Source organism: Kocuria palustris, assembly GCF_007666205.1.
GTDB classification, from domain to species: domain Bacteria; phylum Actinomycetota; class Actinomycetes; order Actinomycetales; family Micrococcaceae; genus Kocuria; species Kocuria palustris_A.
On record NZ_VDOR01000010.1, the window covers coordinates 55,866 to 73,798 of the forward strand.

15 protein-coding genes and 2 tRNA genes are annotated in these 17,933 nt (G+C 73.6%); 8 read left to right on the forward strand and 9 right to left on the reverse strand.

What is annotated here, in order from left to right:
• Positions 1-22 precede the first annotated feature (22 nt).
• The gene (locus FSY66_RS09815) at positions 23-1,333 is read right to left on the reverse strand and encodes an MFS transporter (protein WP_144794405.1); all 1,311 of its coding nucleotides are present in this window, start codon (positions 1,331-1,333) and stop codon (positions 23-25) included.
• 225 nt (positions 1,334-1,558) lie between these two features.
• Here FSY66_RS09815 and FSY66_RS09820 point away from each other — a divergent pair, with 225 nt between their 5' ends.
• A complete protein-coding gene (locus tag FSY66_RS09820) occupies positions 1,559-2,767 on the forward strand; it encodes a heparan-alpha-glucosaminide N-acetyltransferase domain-containing protein (RefSeq protein ID WP_144794407.1) in 1,209 nt (402 codons plus the stop codon).
• A gap of 26 nt (positions 2,768-2,793) precedes the next feature.
• Here FSY66_RS09820 and FSY66_RS09825 read toward each other — a convergent pair whose 3' ends face one another.
• Together FSY66_RS09825 and FSY66_RS09830 are read right to left on the reverse strand one after the other, a co-directional pair.
• Positions 2,794-3,822, reverse strand: a complete 1,029-nt coding sequence (locus tag FSY66_RS09825) for an acyl-CoA thioesterase (RefSeq protein WP_144794409.1) — start codon at positions 3,820-3,822, stop codon at positions 2,794-2,796.
• Between the two features lie 108 nt (positions 3,823-3,930).
• Positions 3,931-4,018 (reverse strand) — tRNA-Ser (locus FSY66_RS09830).
• 166 nt (positions 4,019-4,184) lie between these two features.
• Here FSY66_RS09830 and FSY66_RS09835 point away from each other — a divergent pair.
• The 4 genes from FSY66_RS09835 to FSY66_RS09855 all read left to right on the forward strand — a co-directional run bounded on the left by FSY66_RS09835 (position 4,185) and on the right by FSY66_RS09855 (position 8,935).
• On the forward strand, positions 4,185-5,180 hold the full coding sequence (locus FSY66_RS09835) for an NAD(P)H-quinone oxidoreductase (RefSeq protein ID WP_144794411.1): 996 nt from the start codon (positions 4,185-4,187) through the stop codon (positions 5,178-5,180).
• A gap of 356 nt (positions 5,181-5,536) precedes the next feature.
• The gene (locus FSY66_RS09845) at positions 5,537-7,858 is read left to right on the forward strand and encodes a carbon starvation CstA family protein (protein WP_144794413.1); all 2,322 of its coding nucleotides are present in this window, start codon (positions 5,537-5,539) and stop codon (positions 7,856-7,858) included.
• A 92-nt stretch (positions 7,859-7,950) separates the two neighbouring features.
• The gene (locus tag FSY66_RS09850) at positions 7,951-8,145 is read left to right on the forward strand and encodes a YbdD/YjiX family protein (protein ID WP_144794415.1); all 195 of its coding nucleotides are present in this window, start codon (positions 7,951-7,953) and stop codon (positions 8,143-8,145) included.
• A 307-nt stretch (positions 8,146-8,452) separates the two neighbouring features.
• Positions 8,453-8,935: a hypothetical protein gene (locus tag FSY66_RS09855; RefSeq protein WP_144794417.1), complete on the forward strand. Its 483-nt coding sequence runs from the start codon at positions 8,453-8,455 to the stop codon at positions 8,933-8,935.
• Positions 8,936-8,938: 3 nt separating this feature from the next.
• Here FSY66_RS09855 and FSY66_RS09860 read toward each other — a convergent pair whose 3' ends face one another.
• Both FSY66_RS09860 and FSY66_RS09865 read right to left on the reverse strand, forming a co-directional pair.
• Positions 8,939-9,580, reverse strand: coding sequence for a response regulator (locus FSY66_RS09860; protein WP_144794419.1), 642 nt, complete (start codon positions 9,578-9,580; stop codon positions 8,939-8,941).
• Positions 9,577-10,983 carry a sensor histidine kinase gene (locus tag FSY66_RS09865; RefSeq protein WP_144794421.1) on the reverse strand — a complete coding sequence of 469 codons (1,407 nt, stop codon included), beginning with the start codon at positions 10,981-10,983 and terminating at the stop codon, positions 9,577-9,579. Before FSY66_RS09865 ends, FSY66_RS09860 begins: the two co-directional genes overlap by 4 nt.
• 201 nt (positions 10,984-11,184) lie before the next feature.
• On the opposite strand from FSY66_RS09865, the gene FSY66_RS09870 reads away from it, so the two are divergent.
• Positions 11,185-12,294 carry an ABC transporter permease gene (locus FSY66_RS09870; protein WP_144794423.1) on the forward strand — a complete coding sequence of 370 codons (1,110 nt, stop codon included), beginning with the start codon at positions 11,185-11,187 and terminating at the stop codon, positions 12,292-12,294.
• Positions 12,295-12,344: 50 nt separating this feature from the next.
• The gene (locus FSY66_RS09875) at positions 12,345-13,109 is read left to right on the forward strand and encodes an ABC transporter ATP-binding protein (RefSeq protein WP_144794425.1); all 765 of its coding nucleotides are present in this window, start codon (positions 12,345-12,347) and stop codon (positions 13,107-13,109) included.
• 105 nt (positions 13,110-13,214) lie between these two features.
• On the opposite strand, the gene FSY66_RS09880 is transcribed toward FSY66_RS09875, so the two are convergent.
• Positions 13,215-13,287: transfer RNA gene (locus FSY66_RS09880), tRNA-Thr, on the reverse strand.
• A 292-nt stretch (positions 13,288-13,579) separates the two neighbouring features.
• On the opposite strand from FSY66_RS09880, the gene FSY66_RS09885 reads away from it, so the two are divergent.
• Positions 13,580-14,299, forward strand: a complete 720-nt coding sequence (locus tag FSY66_RS09885; RefSeq protein ID WP_260853630.1) for an HAD-IA family hydrolase — start codon at positions 13,580-13,582, stop codon at positions 14,297-14,299.
• Between the two features lie 42 nt (positions 14,300-14,341).
• Here FSY66_RS09885 and FSY66_RS09890 read toward each other — a convergent pair whose 3' ends face one another.
• The 3 genes from FSY66_RS09890 to tmk form a co-directional block, all read right to left on the reverse strand.
• Positions 14,342-15,922, reverse strand: a complete 1,581-nt coding sequence (locus FSY66_RS09890; protein WP_144794427.1) for an alpha/beta hydrolase — start codon at positions 15,920-15,922, stop codon at positions 14,342-14,344.
• A 79-nt stretch (positions 15,923-16,001) separates the two neighbouring features.
• A complete protein-coding gene (locus FSY66_RS09895; protein ID WP_144794429.1) occupies positions 16,002-17,141 on the reverse strand; it encodes a DNA polymerase III subunit delta' in 1,140 nt (379 codons plus the stop codon).
• Positions 17,138-17,917, reverse strand: a complete 780-nt coding sequence (gene tmk, locus FSY66_RS09900) for a dTMP kinase (RefSeq protein WP_313955549.1) — start codon at positions 17,915-17,917, stop codon at positions 17,138-17,140. The genes FSY66_RS09895 and tmk overlap by 4 nt, the downstream gene beginning before the upstream one ends.
• Positions 17,918-17,933: the final 16 nt, after the last annotated feature.

The following is a 17,933-nucleotide window of genomic DNA, read 5'->3' on the forward strand; positions in this document are numbered from 1 at the left end:
CCCGGCCGCGACGGGCGAGGGCTCACCCCGCCCGTCGCGGCAGCGGGCCGAAGCGGTCGGTGTCCGGACCCAGCAGCCCGCCGATCGCCACCAGCAGACCGGCCAGCACGAGGAGCGCGGCCACGGCCCCGTGACGGCCCAGGGCCTCCTGCAGGGGCGGCAGGTAGTACGGGTAGAGGGCCGGGAGCACGATCGAGAGGCTGTAGGCGGCGCCGTAGCCGGTCGAGCGCACGCCGTCGGCGAAGCGCTCCGTCAGGTACGCGCCCACCGGCCCGTAGCAGGTCACCGTGGCCACCTGCAGGGCCGCGGCGAGCATCAGCACGGGGCCGGTGCCCTGCACCGCGAAGACCGCCAGGAAGATCAGCGGCGAGACGACGGCGGCGGCCAGGCCGAAGGCCACGAAGAACCGGCGCCGCCCCGTGAACGTGGACAGATGCCCTGCTGCGGCCATCGCGACCGCAGAGACCGCCGTGGCGCACATCATCACCAGCGACACGTGCGCCGCATCGATCTGCCCGGAGGCCCCGAGCTCGGCGGTGAACGTGGTCACCGCCATGTAGGTGAACAGCCACAGCCCGCTCATCAGCACGAAGACCTGCCACAGCCGCCGGCCGCTGCTCGCGAGCTCGGCCACGGGGCGGGCGGCCGAGGCCGCCGGCTGCCGCCCGGGGGCGTCCGCGATGCGCAGCCGGTAGTAGGCCAGCATCCCGGCGGCCATCGCGGCGCCGATGAGGAAGGGGATGCGCCATCCCCAGGCGGCGTAGTCCTCGGGGCCCAGCCCCTGGATGAGCGCGAAGGTCAGCGCGGCGATCGTGGCGTTGGCGCAGGGGGACATGGCCATGATGAAGCCGCTGACCCGGCCGCGTGAGCCCGGGCGGGCCCACTCCATCGCCAGGGGCACGGCGGAGGTGTACTCCCCGCCCAGGAACACGCCGCCCAGGAAGCGCAGGATCAGCACCGCCCAGAACGTGGCCGCCCCCAGGACGTGGTGGCCGGGGACCAGGGCGATCAGCAGGGTGGTGAGGCTGATCCCGGCCAGCGCGATCTGGGTCACGACGGTGCGGCCCACCCGATCCGCGATCGGCCCGAAGACCAGCGAGCCCAGGGGCCGCCCGATCAGTGTGGCCACGAAGATCAGGCTCGCCCGGAACACGGCGTCCTGCTCGCCGAACAGCTGCGCGGCGGCCGGGCCCAGCGCCATCACCGGGAGGAAGATGTCGAACTGATCGACGAAGTTGCCCATGATCCCGCCGCGGATCGCGTGACGGGTGCGCTCAGGGGGACGGGGATCCCCCGTGTCCGTGGTCGGGGCGTGCGCGGATGATGCCGTCATGCGATCACTTCCTTCGCCGGTGCTGACCGGAGCAGGTTCGACGGTCGAAGCCGCGTCAGCTTCCTCTCAGCCCGTGCGCCGGGCTCCCGTGGGGTCGTCGTCCAGTCTGCTCCGCCGCCCGGGATCGGCCAACTCCGTGACAACCGCGACGACCCGCCGACGTCGACGTCCGGCCCGGTCGGAGGCGGATTCGCGGTGCCGGTGATCCGCGGGCACAGTGGGCTCATGCAGAACCACCGCGACGGCCCGGCCCGGTCCCCCGAGACGACCCGCGCGGGGGCGGCCGGCGCACAGGCGCCCTGCGCGGATCGGGTCGGCGCAGGGGCGTCGTCCCGGCTGCTCGGCATCGATCTGGCCCGGGCCGTCGCCCTGCTGGGGATGATGGCGACCCACACCCTGTCCCTCGTCGACCCGGCGGGGAACCCCATGCCCGTCGCGCTCATCGCGGGGAAGGCCGCGGCCCTGTTCGCGGTGCTCGCGGGGTTCTCCGTCGAGCTGTCCACGCGCCGGTACGACCGGTGGCGCGACGCCGCCGCGGCCCTGGCGGTGCGCGGGGCGCTGATCGCGCTCATCGGCCTGGTGCTGAGCTGGCTGTCGACCTCGATCGCGGTGGTGCTCGTCCAGTACGGCGTGCTGTTCCTGCTCGCACCGCTGGTCCTGCGCCTGCCCACCCGGTGGCTGGCCGTTCTCACGGCCGTCTGGCTCGCGGCCTCGCCGGTGGTCTCGCATCTGCTGCGCGACGCCTGGGCCCTGCCGCGGGCCGCCGTCTCCCCGGACATCACGCATCTGGCCGATCCCGGCTATCTGGCGGTCTCGGTCCTGCTCACGGGCTACTACCCCGTGCTGCAGTGGATGGGCTACCTGCTCGTGGGCCTGCTCATCGCGCGGCTCGACTGGCGCAGCGGGAGGACCGCCGTCCGCGCCGTCATCGCCGGCGCGCTCGCGGCGGGGCTGGCCTGGGCGTCGTCGCAGATCCTGCTGGCCCAGGGCGGGGCGGAGGCGATCGAGCGCGCGGCCGCCGGGCGCGGGCTGCTGGAATGGGGATCGCCGCACCTGGCCAGGCACATCAGCAGCCACGGGACCACGCCCACCGACACGTGGTGGTGGCTGGCCACGGCCGGTCCGCACTCGTCGACGACCTTCGACCTCGTCCACACCGCCGGCATCGCGGTCGCGGCCATCGCCGTGTGCGTGCTGATCTGCCGGGCGCTGGGGGACGACGTCCGCATCCTGATGCCGCTGCTGGCGGCCGGGTCCATGCCGCTGACCATGTACGCGCTGCACGTGATCATGTCCGGCTTCATGGCCCTGTACCTGCTGCAGGTCATCGTGCTGCTCGCACTGGCGACGGTCTGGCGCGCGGGCGGCGACGGCCCCGGCCCGCTCGAGAGCCTGGTCTCCGGAGCCGTGCGGGCCGTCGTCCCGCGGCGCTGAGCGGGCCGCGGGCCGGCGCCACCCGCTCAGCCCGAGGCGGTCTCCGCGTCGTCGCCGTGCTGCTCCAGCAGGTGGTTCGGAAGCCGGTTGCCCTGCGCCCTGCTGCGGATCTCCAGGAGGGTGCGGGCGTGCTGCCACAGGCGCCGATCCGTCTCGTCGGCCGGCTCCCAGCGCGGGACGGGCACGGAGGTGCCCTCCTCGTCGCGGGCCACCATGACGGTCAGGCAGTTGGTGGTCACCTCCAGCTCCCGGGCCTTCGGATCCCCGGAGCGGACCTCGACGGCCACGTGCATGCCCTTGTTCCCCGTGTAGATCAGCCGGGCGTCGACCTCCACCATGTCCCCGATGTGCAGGGGGCGCAGGAAGCGCACGCCGCCGGAGAAGACGGCCACGGTGTCCCGGCCGCAGTAGCGCGCCGAGCACAGGTAGGCGGCCTCGTCGATCCACTCCATGACGATGCCGCCGTGGACCTTGCCGCCCCAGTTCACATCGGTCGGGGCCGCCAGGAAGCGCAGGACCACCCGCTCGGCGGTTCCGGGGGCGCTGTAGTCCTGCCGCGAGATCTCCTCGGAGATCTCCTCCCGGATCGGGATGCGCGACAGGGCGTAGTCGCGGGCCAGCTCCTGCTCCAGCCCGCGCGGCTCGAAGGGCGGGACGGGGACCGAATGCCCGTCGGAGTCGACGGCCACGAAGATCGTCAGGCAGCGGGCCCGTTCCTCGAGCACGCCCGTCTTGGGATCGCCGGAGCGCACGACGGTGTTGATGTGCATGGACGACCGGCCCGTGTAGAGCACCGTTCCGGTGACCTCGACCATCTCCCCCACCTGGACGGGATGCTGGAAGTGGATGTTGCCGACGTAGGCCGTCACGCAGTACGAGCCGGACCACGCGGCGGCCGCGGCGAAGGCGGCCTTGTCCACCCACTCGAGGACCCGCCCGGCATCGACGGTCCCGGAGTGCCCGCGATCCGTCGGCGCGGCCAGCTGGCGCAGGGTCACCTCGTGGCGGCGGGAGGAGCTGTCGGCAGGGCGGGGCGGCGGCGTCGTCGGGTCCATGCGGTCAAGGTACCGGAGCGCGCGGGGCGGCGCCCCTGCTCCCGACGACGGCCTCCGAAGACGAGGGCCCCGACCGGTCCGCCCGGTCGGGGCCCTCGTGCGCCGAGGCGGAAGGTAAGGGATTCGAACCCTTGGTGCAGGGTCACTGCACAACGGTTTTCAAGACCGTCTCCTTCGGCCGCTCGGACAACCTTCCCGTGACGGGTCGGCGTGCACCGCCCGCACAGCGCCACATTCTTCCACTGCCGCGGGCGGGGTGCCGAATCGACGCGGCTCCCGGCGAAACGCGGCCCCCGCCGTCGGGCCCCGTCAGTAGCCTGAGCGCAGAAGACGACGCATCACGACGATCCCAGGAGGCACTCATGCGCGCAGTCGCCGAAGCCGAGCACGGAGGGCCCGAGGTCCTCTCCGTCACGGATCAGCCCGCTCCCGAGCTCACCGCCGACGGCATCCGCATCCGCGTGGAGCACGTCGGCATCAATCGGGCGGACGTCCTCCAGCGCACGGGCAACTACAAGGTCCCCGAGGGCGGCTCCACGGTCTACGGGCTCGAGGTCTCCGGCCACGTGGTCGAGGTCGGCGACGACGCGGCGCACCACGCGCTCGACGGCGGCGTCCTGGTCCCCGGCGCCCGGGTCTGCGCGCTCATGGACTCCGGCGGCTACGCCGAGGAGGTCGTCGCACCCGCCGCCAACGTCCTGCCCGTGCCGGACGCGCTGCCGATGAGCGAGGCCGCCGCGCTGCCCGAGGTCCTGGCCACCGTGTGGTCGAACCTCGTGATGGAGGCCGGGGCGGACTCGGGGCAGACGCTGCTGCTGCACGGCGGGACCGGGGGCGTCGGCACCGCCGCGATCCAGATCGCCCGCGCGATCGGCATGCGGGTCATCACCACGGTGAGCTCCGAGGCCAAGGCGGAGTTCGTCCGCGAGCTCGGCGCCGAGCCGATCCGCTACGACCAGGAGGACTTCGTCGAGCGGGCGAAGCAGCTGACCGGCGGCCGCGGGCCCGAGATCATCTTCGACGTCGTCGGGGCCAAGTACCTCGCCCCGAACCTCGAGGCCCTGGCGGCGGACGGGACGCTCATCATCATCGGGCTGCAGGGCGGGCGGAAGGCCGAGATCGACCTGAGCTCCTTCATGGTCAGGCGCCAGCACCTCGTCGCCACGACCCTGCGCGCCCGCCCGGCGGAGCAGAAGGCCGCGATCATGGCCCAGGTCCACGAGCACGTCTGGCCGAAGGTCGTCTCCGGACAGGTGCGCGCGATCGTGGACCGCGAGTTCCCGCTCGAGCAGGCGGCGCAGGCCCACGAGCACTTCGACTCCGGCACGCACATCGGGAAGATCCTGCTCACGCCGTGACCTGAGCTCGTGCCCTGCTCCGCGCGACCGGCCGCTTCTCCACCCTTTCCCCCTCCTTCGCCCGCGCGACCGGCCGCTTCTCCACCCCTCCACCCGCGACCGGCCGGTTCTTCACCGGTTCCGCGGCGAATCGGTGACGTAGCGGCCACTCGAGGGGGATGCGGTGCGGAAGCGACCGCTCGATAGGGCAGCGGTGCGGAAGCGGCCGCTCGACGACGCTCCCGTCGTCGCGGCCGGCCCGTGGCGCTCGTCGCATGAGCCGGATCACGTCCGCATAGACTCCTGGTGTCCCCTGCCCCGCCCCCGTCCTCCAGCCGGGGCGGCGGCATCGTCCCCTCCCTCACCAGGAGCCCTCCATGAGCACCACCGTCACGCCGCCCGGGGCCGGCGGGCCCGGCTCGCCGGACCCGCAGACCGAGCTGCCGCCCGCCGCCGTCGAACCTGAGGTCCTTGACGCCGAGCACTCGCGATGGACCCCGGCCAAGATCGCCCTGTGGGCGGCCATCGCGCTCGTGGGCGGACTCGCCTGGGTCATGCTCGCGATCGTGCGCGGGGAGACCGTCAACGCCATCTGGTTCGTGCTGGCTGCGGTCTGCAGCTACTTCATCGCCTACCGGTTCTACTCCCGGTTCATCGAGCGCAAGCTGGTCCAGCCCGACGACCGCCGCGCCACCCCCGCCGAGTACAAGGCCAACGGCCGCGACTACCTCGCGACGGACCGCCGGGTGCTCTACGGCCACCACTTCGCGGCGATCGCCGGCGCGGGCCCTCTCGTCGGCCCCGTCTTGGCGGCCCAGATGGGCTACCTGCCCGGCACGATCTGGATCATCGTGGGCGTGATCCTGGCCGGCGCGGTCCAGGACTACCTGGTGCTGTTCTTCTCGATGCGCCGCGGCGGGCGCTCCCTGGGCCAGATGGCCAAGGACGAACTCGGGCCGGTCGGCGGCTGGGCGGCGATCATCGCGACGCTCGTCATCATGATCATCATCGTGGCGATCCTGGCCCTCGTGGTCGTCAACGCCCTGGGCGAGTCCCCGTGGGGCGTGTTCTCGGTCGGGATGACCATCCCGATCGCCCTGTTCATGGGCGTCTACCTGCGCTATATCCGTCCGGGCAGGGTCCTGGAGATCTCGCTGGTGGGCTTCGCACTGCTGATGCTCGCGATCGTGGCCGGCGGCTGGGTCGCGGAGACGGACTGGGGCGTCGCGCTGTTCACCCTGGACCGCGTGACGCTGGCCTGGTGCGTGATCATCTATGGCTTCGTCGCCGCAGTCCTGCCGGTGTGGCTGCTGCTGAGCCCGCGCGACTACCTCTCGACCTTCATGAAGGTCGGGACCATCGTCCTGCTCGCGGTCGCCATCGTCGTCGTGCGTCCCGAGATCTCGGTGCCCGCGGTCTCGGAGTTCGCCGGACGCACCGACGGCCCCGTCTTCTCCGGCGCGCTGTTCCCGTTCCTGTTCGTGACGATCGCCTGCGGCGCCCTGTCCGGGTTCCACGCCCTGATCGCCTCGGGCACGACCCCCAAGATGATCGAGAAGGAGCGCCAGACGCGCCTGATCGGCTACGGCGGCATGCTCATGGAGTCCTTCGTGGCGATCATGGCACTGGTGGCCGCGATCTCGATCGACCGCGGGATCTACTTCGCCATGAACTCCTCGCCGGCGGCCACCGGCGGCACGGTCGAGGGCGCCGTGGCCTGGGTGAACTCCCTGGGTCTGGCCGGCGTGAGCGTGACCCCCGAGATGATCCAGGGCACCGCCGACGCGGTGGGGGAGGAGTCGATCGTCTCCCGCACCGGCGGCGCCCCCACGCTGGCCGTGGGCCTGGCCGGGATCATGAACCAGTGGTTCGGCGGCGCATCGATGATGAGCTTCTGGTACCACTTCGCGATCATGTTCGAGGCGCTGTTCATCCTCACCGCGGTCGACGCCGGCACCCGTGTGGCCCGCTTCATGCTCACCGACTCGCTGGGCAACGTGATCCCGCGCTTCCGCGACCCCGACTGGCGGCTGGGAGCCTGGCTGACCACCGCGATCATGGTGGCGGGCTGGGGCACGATCCTCATCCTGGGGGTGACCGATCCCCTGGGCGGCATCAACACGTTCTACCCGCTGTTCGGCATCGCCAATCAGCTGCTCGCAGCGATCGCGCTCGCGGTCTGCCTGACCATCGCGGCGTCCCGGGGGCGCTTCGGCTACCTGTGGATCATCATCGTGCCGCTGGCCTTCGACGTCGCCGTGACCGTCACGGGCTCGTGGCAGAAGATCTTCTCCTCGGATCCCGCGATCGGCTACTGGGCCAACAACGCGGCCTTCCGCCAGGCGCTGGCCGACGGGGAGAGCAGCCACGGCACGGCCCAGACCACCGAGGCCATGGAGGCGGTCGTGCGCAACACGACGGTCCAGGGGGTCCTGTCGATCGTGTTCGTGGTCCTGACGCTCACCGTCGTGATCATGGCCGTCATCCGCACCATCCAGCACTACCGGGCCCACGGGAGGATCGGCGTGCAGGACCTGGAGGGACAGGCCGTCGGCCACGAGGACCCGTACGTCGAGTCCCGCTTCTACGCCCCGGCGGGCTTCGTCACGACGCCGTCGGAGAAGGAGCTCGCGCGGCGCTGGGAGCAGGTCCCGATCGAGCAGCGCACCCCGGGCGGGGTCACCGGCCACGGGCACTGAGGCGAGGGCTCGTCGCCGGGCGCGCGCCCCGGCGACGAGCCCGACCCGCGGGCGCCCGCCGAGCAGCAATGCAGAGACGGAAGGAGCAGAGCATGACCTCGATCCTGAGGGCCGCGTCCTCGCTGAAGCGGTTCGCCGACGGCGTCCTGGGCGCCGACAAGTACCAGCGCTACGTCGAATACCACCGAGCCCATGCGGGCGAGGGGGAGTCGCTGATGACCGAGCGGGAGTTCTGGCGCAGCTGGCAGGACTGGCAGGAGCGCCACCCGGAGGGCCGCTGCTGCTGACGTCGCCCCTCCGTCCGCCAAGCCCCCATCTCCCGCAGCGATCGGCCGATTCCGCACCGCATCTCCCCTGAGTGGCCGGTTCCTCACCGCATATCTCGCGAGTGGCCGATTCCTCACCGTTTCCGGCGCGAATCGGTGAGGAATCGGCCACTCGAGGGAGTGGAGGGGGCGAATGGGTGAGGAATCGGCCGCTCGCGGGGGCGGCGAGCGCGAATGGGTGAAGTATCGGCCGCTCGCGGAAGGCGGGCTCGGAGGCAACGACGGGATGGCAGGGCAGGATGCTGACGACGTGTCATCATGAGCCCCTATGGGATTCCTGAGCGAGCATCGCGCCAAGCGCCGCGACGAGCGAGAGATGGGTCTGGGCGTGTGGCGGCGGGCCCACGGCCGCTTCCGCCGCGGCCTCGACCGCTTCCACCAGGTCCTCGAGCAGATCCAGGACCCCGAGCTGCAGGGCGCCGTGGTCCCCACCGCCAACGAGCTGGCGGATCTGCTGCCGCGGGTGCGCGAGATCTGCCGCACCGCGCAGTCGGCCGCCCCCTCGGACGATCAGGACATCCCCGGCTCCGACGGCGGGTGGCTCAACGACCTGCATCGGGAGCTCTCGCGGGCCGGCAACGACATGGCCCAGGCGGCCGAGGCCCTGGCGCTGGCTCGCTTCCGTGCCCCCGGGGCGGATCCTGAGACGGCTCGTGCGCAGCGGCTCGAGACCGTGCGGCGGCGCGCCGAGGCGGTCGACGAGCACGTCCGGCGCGGCGAGCGGCTGCTCGCGGAGCACCGCGCGGCCTGAGCCTCAGATGAGCCGCTGCTCCCGCGCCCGGTGGACGGCGGCGGTCCGGTTGTCGACGCCGAGCTTGTCGTAGACGTGGAGCAGGTGGGTCTTGACGGTGGCCTCGGAGATCACCAGGCGCGCGGCCAGCTCCCGGTTGCTCGCCCCCGTGGCCAGTCCCTGCAGGATCTCGATCTCCCGCGCGCTGAGCGTCTGCGCCGGACGAGCCGCTCGCTGCACCAGCTGCTGGGTGACCGACGGCGCCAGCACCGAGCGGCCCTGCGCGGTCTGCCGCACGGCATCGCGCAGCTCGTCGGCGGGGGAGTCCTTGAGCAGGTACCCGGTGGCGCCGGCCTCGAGCGCCATGACGATGTCGGCCTGCGTCTCATAGGTCGTCAGCACCAGGACCGGGGGCCCGCCGAGCTCGCGCAGGCGGCGGATGGCCGTGGGCCCGTCCATGGTCGGCATCTGCAGGTCCATGATCACGACGTCGACCGGGTGCTCGTCGAGCGCTGCGATCGCCTGCGCGCCGTCGCCGGCCTCGGCGCGCACCGCGAGCGTCCCGTCGGCCTCGAGCAGGGCCTTGAGACCGGCTCGCACGACCGGGTGGTCGTCCACGAGCAGCAGCTCGAGCGGGGATCCGGGGGTCGGGACAGGGGCAGTCATGCGTCGCCTCCGGTCCGTGCGGACTGCGGCGCCTTCCGGGAACCGTCCGGCGGAGGGGCGGCGGAGGCCGTGGGCGCCGATCCGGCTCCGAGCTCGGATGCGCGCGCCGTCGGGAGGGAGGCGGCGGGCGCCGGACCGGTCGCCGCCGCGCGGGCCGGCAGCTGCAGCGCGACGGCCGTGCCCGCGCCGGGTCGGGACTCGACCGACAGGGCGCCCCCCAGCTCCTCGGCGCGGCGCCGCAGGTGGGGGAGGCCGTAGCCGCCGTCGGGGCCCGGGTGCGAGCGCACGGCGGCGTCGAAGCCCGCGCCGTCGTCCACGACGTCCAGGGTCACGGACGCCGGCCAGTACGCCAGGGTGAGGGTGACGCGGGAGGCGCCCGCGTGGGTCTCCGCATTGCCGAGGCAGGTCTGCGCGGCCCGCAGGAGCACGGCCTCGGCCGCCTCGTCGAGATCGCGGGGATCGCCGTCGACGTGGAGGGAGGCGGTGAGGTCCGAGCCTGCAGCGGCGGCCCGCGTCCGCACGCCGTCGACGAGGCCCTGCAGCGCGTCCTCGAGCCCGTCGGACAGCCGCGGGGAGGCCAGGCCCTGGACGAACCGCCGCGCCTCGGCGAGATCGGCCGAGGCGGTCTGCTCGATCACCCGGAGCTGCTCGGCCGCGGTCTCGAGGCTCCGGTGCGCCAGCGAGTCCTGGGCGGCGCGGGAGACCAGCACGATCGAGGCTAGGCCCTGCGCCAGGGTGTCGTGGATCTCGCGGGAGAGGCGGTCCCGCTCGGCGAGCATGCCGGCGCGATGCTCCCGGTGGGCGAGCTCCTCGCGGGCGCGCTCGAGCTGGATCACGGTGCGGCGGTGCCGCTGCGCGTCGCGCCACAGCGCGCGGTAGGCCCAAGCCGTGACCACGGCGAACACCGCGCCGATCATCGGCCCCAGGACCTGCCCCGCCCCGAACTCCCCGGGGGCCGCATGCAGGGCCTGCGCCGCGATCACCACGGCCGTCAGCCCCGCGACCGCCAGCAGGCTCGGGCCCGTGGGCAGCACCGCCTGGACCACGAAGAACAGGGGGAAGACCACCCACGAGAAGTCCGGCGCATGCAGGGCCAGCAGGATCCACAGCACCACCACGACCGTCAGCCACAGTCCGACAGGCACCGGGCGCGAGCCCCGGCGCACCCCGCGGAAGGCGCGATGCTCCAGGAGGGTCCCCGCCAGGTACGCCGCCGCCAGCAGCGCCGACAGGGACAGCGGCCACAGCGCTCCCGGCCATGCCGCGCCGATCAGGAAGCGGGCCAGGGCCAGGGCCAGCAGCCCCGCGAAGCTCACGTGCAGGACGACCCGCATGGCCCGCAGGACGGCGGGGGTGGCGGGGGCGTCGTCGGACCTCTGCTGGGCGGCGGCGGAGGAGGTCATCGCTCCAGCGTACGGACCTGGACGGACGGCGCATCAGCCGATCGGCTGATCCTGGGCTGCGCCGATCGGCGTGCGCAGGACCGGCCCGCCGGCCGATGCCCCGGGCCCCTCCCGCGACGGACAGTGGAGCCTCCAGCACATCGGGGACCGCGCGGCGCGTCCTGCCGCAGGCCCCGCCCCGACCCGCCAGGAGTGACCTGCATGTTCCTGTCCCTGCGCGATCTGCGCTTCGCGCGCGGCCGCTTCGCCCTGATCGGCTCCGTGGTCGCCATGATCACGGTGCTGGTCGTGATGCTCACGGGGCTGACCAACGGGCTGGGACACCAGTCCACGTCCGCGCTCGAGCGCCTCGAGGCGCCCCGGATCGCCCTGGCCGCCGGACAGGGCGACGAGGACCCGGCCTACGACGACTCCCGCATCGACGCCCAGCAGGCCCGCTCCTGGGCCGAGGCCGAGGGCGTCGAGGCCGTCGAGCGCTTCGACGTCGGCCGCACGCAGCTCGAGCACGACGGCACGTCGTCCTCCGCAGCGCTGCTCGGCCTGGAGCCGGGCACCCGCCTGGCCCCCGAGCTCGAGATCCTCGAGGGCCAGGGGCGCCCGGGAGCTGGGCAGACCGTGCTGTCGGAGGAGATCGCGCAGGCCCTCGGGGTCGGGGTGGGCGACGACCTGGACGCCGGGCCGGCCTCGCTCGAGGTCGTCGGCATCGCGGCCGACGAGTGGTACTCGCATTCCCCCGTGGCCTGGACCTCCACGGAGGACTCGGCGCAGCTGCTGCGCATGGACGACGGCCGCAGCAGCGCCCTGGCGATCTTCCCCGCCGACGGCCTCGGCCCGGGGGAGGTCGACGAGCTGCTGGCCGAGCAGGACGCGGCGTCCGGCACGTGGAGCGCCGACACCGACGGCTCCTTCGCCGCGCTGCCCGCCTACAGCTCCGAGCGCGGCTCCCTGCTGATGATGCAGGGCTTCCTCTACGGGATCGGCGCGCTCGTGGTGATCGCGTTCCTGACGGTGTGGAGCATCCAGCGCACGCGTGAGGTCGCGATCCTGCGGGCCCTCGGCGCCTCCCGCGGCTGGGTCCTCAGGGACGCCCTGGTCCAGTCGGCGGCCGTCCTCCTGGGCGGCACGGCGCTCGGGCTGCTGATCGGCGGCATCGGCGGGGTCCTGGTCGCCGGCGTCGTCCCGTTCGCCCTGACGCCGGCCACGACGCTGCTGCCGGCCCTGGGGATCCTCGTCCTCGGCCTGGCGTCCGCCCTGCTGGCCGTGCGCCGCGTGACCGCCGTGGATCCGCAGATCGCGCTGTCGGCGCCGTGATGCGCACCCGCCCCCGGCCGTCCACCCGTCCCGACCCGAAGGAGACCGGCATGACCCTCCTGAGCAGCACCCCCGCTCCCTGGCGGTCCCCTGCGGCCGCCGAGCCCGCCGCCCCCGCCCCGCTGCGGATCCGCGATGTGCGGCTGAGCTGGCCCGACGGCCAGGACGACGACGGCCGCCCCCGCACCGTCCACGCCCTCGACGGCGTGAGCCTCGAGGCCCGCGCGGGCATCCTGACCGCCGTCTCCGGGCCCTCCGGCTCGGGCAAGTCGTCGCTGCTGTCCGTCATCGCAGGGCTCGTGAGCCCGAGCGCGGGGGAGGTGCTGGTCGACGGCCGGGACGTCGCGGCCATGAGCCCCGAGCAGCGCACGAGGATGCGCCGCGACAGCATCGGGCTCGTGTTCCAGCAGCCCAACCTGCTCGCCTCGCTCACCGCCCGGGAGCAGCTGCTGCTCACCGCGCACATCGCCGGGCTGGGCCGACGGGCCCGGAGGGAGGCCGCCGAGCGGGCCGACGAGCTGCTCGAGCTGCTCGGGCTGGAGGCGGCGGCCGGGCGCCGAGCGCATCAGCTCTCCGGAGGGCAGCAGCAGCGCGTCAACATCGGCCGCGCGCTGATGACCAGCCCCGCGGTCATGCTGGTCGACGAGCCCACGGCTGCGCTGGACCACGAGCGCTCGGCGGCGGTCATGCAGCTGCTGCGCGAGACCACCCGGCGCTTCGGGATCGCGACCGTTCTGGTCACCCACGAGACCGAGCTGCTCGAGGCCGGGGACCGCCGGCTGCGCATGCTCGACGGCCGGCTGAGCGAGGACTGAACCGCTGGGCCCGTACCGGGCGACGGGCGCGGGGGCCCGGGCCGCGCCGGGGCCGGGGACGACGAAGGCCCCGTCTCCCGGGAGGGGGACGGGGCCTTCTGCGCGAGCCGCCTGCCGGAATCGAACCGGCGACCTATTCATTACGAGTGAATCGCTCTACCGACTGAGCTAAGGCGGCGCGACGGGACCCTCGCAGGGTCACAGCGCGGATGACACCTTAGCATCGCCGCGCCGGAGCGTCACAATCGACCGGCGGCGCGCGGGCGGGACCCCCGATCGACGCGTCCCGGCGCCGGCGGGGGCAGAGTTCGCTCGTCGTTCACCCCAGCTTCCGTGGGCGTCTGCGGATCAGGCCCGCCGCGCCGTGACCATGGGGTGTCAAGCCTTCGTGCTTGAGAATTCATACTGTTCGCGGTGAACGGCCCGGTGCCCTGAACGACGAGCAGGGATCGACCACACAAGGAGCGCCGGTGCCCCTCCGAACCGACATCGCCCGCAACCTCCGCCTCGCGTTCATCGACATGTCCGGGACGTCGTTCCAGGACAACGGGATCATGGAGCAGGCCTTCACCCGGACCCTCGAGACCCTCGGGATCGATGCCTCCTCGGAGCGCTTCTCGGGGATGCTCGGCTTCGTGCGGGACACGCTCGGCCAGTCCAAGGTCCGGGTCTTCCAGCACCTGTTCCAGGACGATCCGGCCACGGCGGCCGAGGCGAGCCGGGAGTTCGAGCGCCAGTTCGACGACCTGCTGCGCACCGACGTCGTCGAGCCCGTCCCCGGCGCGGAGGACGTCATCCGCGGCTTCCAGGACGCCGGTCTCAGGGTGGTCCTGGCCACGAGCTACAACCGCCACAGCCAGAACCAGATCCTGGAGCACCTCGGCTGGATGGGCCTGGCCGATCTGAGCCTGTGCCCCTCCGACGCCGGCCGCGGGCGCCCGTACCCGGACATGATCCTCACGGCGCTGCTGGCCCTGGACCTGACCGACGTCCGCGAGGTCATGGTGGTCGGGGACACCGCCGCCGACATGCTCTCCGGGCGCCGCGCAGGGTCCCGGGCCAACGTGGGCGTGCTGACCGGGGCGCACCGGGAGGACTCGCTCATGGCGGCCGGGGCGGACGCCGTGGTCGATTCGCTGCGCGACATCCCCGGGCTGCTCGACCTCCCGCTGCGCTCCCGCACCCCCTGAGCGCTCATCCGGCCGGGGACGACGGCGGCCCGACCGCGTGCCTCAGAGCTGGGGGTCCCGGCAGACGGCGCCCTCCTCGGGCAGGCTCCCGTCGACCAGGAACCCGTCCACGGCCTCCACGATGCAGCCGTTGCCGGACGAGTACGACACGTGGCCCATGCCCTCGCGGGTGAGCAGCCGGGCGCTGCCCAGCTGCTCGGTCAGCGCCTCGGACCAGGCATAGGGGGTCGCGGGGTCCTCGGTGCCGCCGACCACCAGGATCTCCGCGTCGCCGGTGTACTCGGCGGGCTCGTCGCGGCCCGCCGGGCCGAACGGCCAGCCCTGGCACGCGGCCTCGGAGTAGCCCAGATAGGGCCCGAAGGTCGGGGCCCGCTCGGTCAGCACCTCCTGCTGGGCGGCCAGCTCCTCGTCCGTGAGGGACTCGTCGGTCGAGTCGAGGCAGTTCACCGCCGTGAACGACGTCGTCGAGTTGCCGTGGTAGCTGCCGTCCGGCCGGCGGCCGTGATTGGCGTCCGAGAGCTCCTGCAGGGCCGCGTAGTCGCCGTCCGATGCCTTGCGCAGGGCCTCGTCCAGGGTCGAGTAGGTCGCCGTGCTGTACAGCGGCGTGATGATGCCCTCGGCGACCTGCACCGGCGTCACCCGACGGCCGTCGGCGCCGGTGATCTCCTCGTCCGCCGAGCGGGCCAGGATCCGCCGCACCTCCTCGAATCCGTCCTCGACCGAGCCCTCGGCGAAGCACTCGGGGGAGTCCGCGGTGCAGTGCTCCAGGAAGTCGCGCAGCGCGTTCTCGAAGCCCTCGGCCTGCGCGAGCGAGACATCGCTGTTGGAGACCTGCGGGTCGACCGCGGCATCGAGCACGAACCGGCCCACCCGATCGGGGAACTGCCGCGCGTACTCCGCGCCGATGTGCGTGCCGTAGGAGAAGCCCAGGTAGTCGGTCCGGTCCTGGCCCAGGACCGCGCGCAGCACGTCCATGTCCCGGGCCACGGAGGCGGTGTCCATGTGCTCGAGCACGGGACCGGAGCGCTGCGCGCAGTCCCGCCCGAGGTCGCGGTACTCGCCGCGCAGATCGTCGACCGAGCGCTGCTGCGGGTCGAAGGCTGGCAGGGAGCGCCAGGCATCGCGCTCGGCGTCGTCGGCGAAGCACTCGATCCCGTCGGAGCGCGAGACGCCGCGGGGGTCGAAGGACACGATGTCGTAGGCGCCGCGCAGCTCCTCCCCGAACAGGCCCCCGGCCCCGGCGATCAGGTCCACGCCCGATCCGCCCGGCCCGCCGGGATTCACGACGAGCGCGCCCTCGGCGGCCTCGCCCTCTGAGGCCAGCCGGGACAGCGCGACGGTCGTGGTCCCGCCCTCGGGATCCGCGTAGTCCACCGGGACGGTGAGCTCCGCGCACTCCTGGTCCCCGTCGCCGCCGAGCAGCCCGGAGAGGCCGCCGGAGCCCTCGCACGCGCCCCAGTCGAGCTGCTGGCCGTAGTACCGGTCCATGCCGGCCGCGGCCCCCTCGGGGACGTCCGCCTCCCGGGGGCCCTCGCCGCCGGTGCAGGCGCCGAGGCCCAGGGCGGCGACGGCCGCGAGCGCGGCCAGCCGCGCCCGCCGGCGCGGGCGAGCTGAAGCAGTCATCCGGGGCATCCGATCTCGATCGTCCGGTGGTGGGCGGCCGTCCCGGGCCGCGGCGCGGGACGGCCGCGGGCGCTGCCGGTCACAGCAGCGAGACGGCCATCGCCTCGAAGGCCAGTCCGGCGGCGGCATTGGTGCGGATCCGCGTCCGCGTGCGCGCGATCGTGTCGATCCGCTCGAGCGACTCCTCGGGCGCGGAGTTGGCCGCGTGGTCGCGCAGCGCATCCGCGATGTGCTGGTTGACCAGCTCCGACCCGGTGCCCAGCTGCAGCGTGAGGGCATCGCGGTAGAACGTGGTGAGGTCGATCAGGAAGCGGTCCAGGGTGTCGGTGCGCACCCGCTTGGAGCGCCGCTTCTGATCCTCCTCCAGCCGCCGGAGCGCGCTGCGCACGTTCGGCGGCATCCTGCCGGAGTCGGCCGCGCCCAGGGAGGTGAGCAGGTGGGCCCGCTCCTCCTCGTCGCGGGCCTCGGACTCGGCGGTCGCCTCCTCCTCGGCGAGCCTGGTCAGCCGCCCGGCCTCGCGCACGGCGTCGGCGACCCCGTTCAGCCGCAGCGGCATCTCCACGACCCGGCGACGACGCTCGCGGGCGTCGTCGTAGAGCGCCAGGCGCCGTGCCACGCCCACGTGCGACTGGGCCAGGCGCGCGCACTCCAGGGCGCGCTGCGCCGGGACGCCGTCGCGGCGCTCGAGCAGCTGCGCCACGGCCTCGACGGGCGGCACGCGCAGCGTCACCGGGCGGCAGCGCGAGCGGATGGTGACCAGGACGTCGCTGGGGCTCGGCGCGCACAGCAGCCAGATGGTCCCCGGGGGCGGCTCCTCGATGGCCTTGAGCATGACGTTCGAGGTGCGCTCGGCCATGCGGTCGGCGTCCTCGATCACCATGACGCGCCACCGGCCGACGGAGGGCCTGTCCTGGGCGCGCACCACGAGATCGCGCGCCTCGTCGATGCGGATCTCCGAGTGCTCCGTGCGGAAGTGCGTGAGATCGGCGTGCGAGCCGGCCCGCACCGTCCGGCAGGCCGCGCACCGACCGCACCCGCGCTCGGCCGGATCGGGCTGCTCGCACAGCAGGGCGGCGGCCAGGGCCAGCGCCGCGTGCGATCGCCCGGAGCCCGGCGGCCCGGTCACGAGCCACGCGTGCGAGGGCTGCTCGTCGCGCGCCGCGCGCGCCAGCTGGTCGACGACGGCGTCCTGCCCCACGAGGTCGTCCCAGACGCTCATCGCCGACCGCCCGTCGTCGCGGGGGCGATGCCGCCGGCGGCCGGACCGCTCGCCGTCGGGTCTCCCGGCACCGGATCGCCGGAGGCCTCCCGCCGCGTCCTCAGCAGCTCGAGCACGCGCTCGCGGATCCGCTCGGCGAGGCGGTCCACGGGGGAGTCCGCCGGGAGCACCAGATAGCGCTCCGGCGCGGAGCCGGCGAGGTCCAGGAAGGCCCGGCGGACCTCTTCGTGGAAGGGCGCCGGCTCCTGCTCCATGCGATCCGCGGCCCGGTCCGCGCGGCGCCGCCGCCCGGTGTCCTCCGGGACGTCCAGCAGAACGGTCAGATCGGGCAGCAGCCCGTCGACGGCCCACAGGTTCAGCTCCCGCACCGCCGCCGGGCCCAGACCGCGGGCGGCGCCCTGGTAGGCCACCGAGGAGTCGAGGTAGCGATCGGTGAGCACGGCGACGCCGTCGGCCAGGGCCGGACGCAGCGTGCGCTCGACGTGCGCGCTGCGCGAGGCCGCGAACAGCAGGGCCTCCGTGCGCGGATCCACCGGAGCGTGCTCGGGGTCCAGGACCAGCGAGCGGATCTGCTCGCCCATGGCCGAGCCGCCGGGCTCGCGGGTGTGCAGCACCGGGACCCCGCGCTCGCGCAGGGACTCCGCCAGCAGGCGCAGCTGGGTGGACTTGCCGGCGCCGTCGCCGCCCTCGAACGCGATGAACGCGCCGCGCGCGGCGGCGGGGGCGTGCGCGGCCGCATCCGCGGAGATGCTCGCAGGGGTGCTCTGGGTCCTCACACACCCACTGTAGGGG

What these genes read in the sequence shown, in the direction of transcription:
- FSY66_RS09815 (WP_144794405.1), bottom strand. Translation starts at nt 1,333, where the DNA reads ATGACGGCATCATCCGCGCACGCCCCGACCACGGACACGGGGGATCCC.
- FSY66_RS09820 (WP_144794407.1), top strand. Translation starts at nt 1,559, where the DNA reads ATGCAGAACCACCGCGACGGCCCGGCCCGGTCCCCCGAGACGACCCGC.
- FSY66_RS09825 (WP_144794409.1), bottom strand. Translation starts at nt 3,822, where the DNA reads ATGGACCCGACGACGCCGCCGCCCCGCCCTGCCGACAGCTCCTCCCGC.
- FSY66_RS09835 (WP_144794411.1), top strand. Translation starts at nt 4,185, where the DNA reads ATGCGCGCAGTCGCCGAAGCCGAGCACGGAGGGCCCGAGGTCCTCTCC.
- FSY66_RS09845 (WP_144794413.1), top strand. Translation starts at nt 5,537, where the DNA reads ATGAGCACCACCGTCACGCCGCCCGGGGCCGGCGGGCCCGGCTCGCCG.
- FSY66_RS09850 (WP_144794415.1), top strand. Translation starts at nt 7,951, where the DNA reads ATGACCTCGATCCTGAGGGCCGCGTCCTCGCTGAAGCGGTTCGCCGAC.
- FSY66_RS09855 (WP_144794417.1), top strand. Translation starts at nt 8,453, where the DNA reads ATGGGATTCCTGAGCGAGCATCGCGCCAAGCGCCGCGACGAGCGAGAG.
- FSY66_RS09860 (WP_144794419.1), bottom strand. Translation starts at nt 9,580, where the DNA reads ATGACTGCCCCTGTCCCGACCCCCGGATCCCCGCTCGAGCTGCTGCTC.
- FSY66_RS09865 (WP_144794421.1), bottom strand. Translation starts at nt 10,983, where the DNA reads ATGACCTCCTCCGCCGCCGCCCAGCAGAGGTCCGACGACGCCCCCGCC.
- FSY66_RS09870 (WP_144794423.1), top strand. Translation starts at nt 11,185, where the DNA reads ATGTTCCTGTCCCTGCGCGATCTGCGCTTCGCGCGCGGCCGCTTCGCC.
- FSY66_RS09875 (WP_144794425.1), top strand. Translation starts at nt 12,345, where the DNA reads ATGACCCTCCTGAGCAGCACCCCCGCTCCCTGGCGGTCCCCTGCGGCC.
- FSY66_RS09890 (WP_144794427.1), bottom strand. Translation starts at nt 15,922, where the DNA reads ATGACTGCTTCAGCTCGCCCGCGCCGGCGGGCGCGGCTGGCCGCGCTC.
- FSY66_RS09895 (WP_144794429.1), bottom strand. Translation starts at nt 17,141, where the DNA reads ATGAGCGTCTGGGACGACCTCGTGGGGCAGGACGCCGTCGTCGACCAG.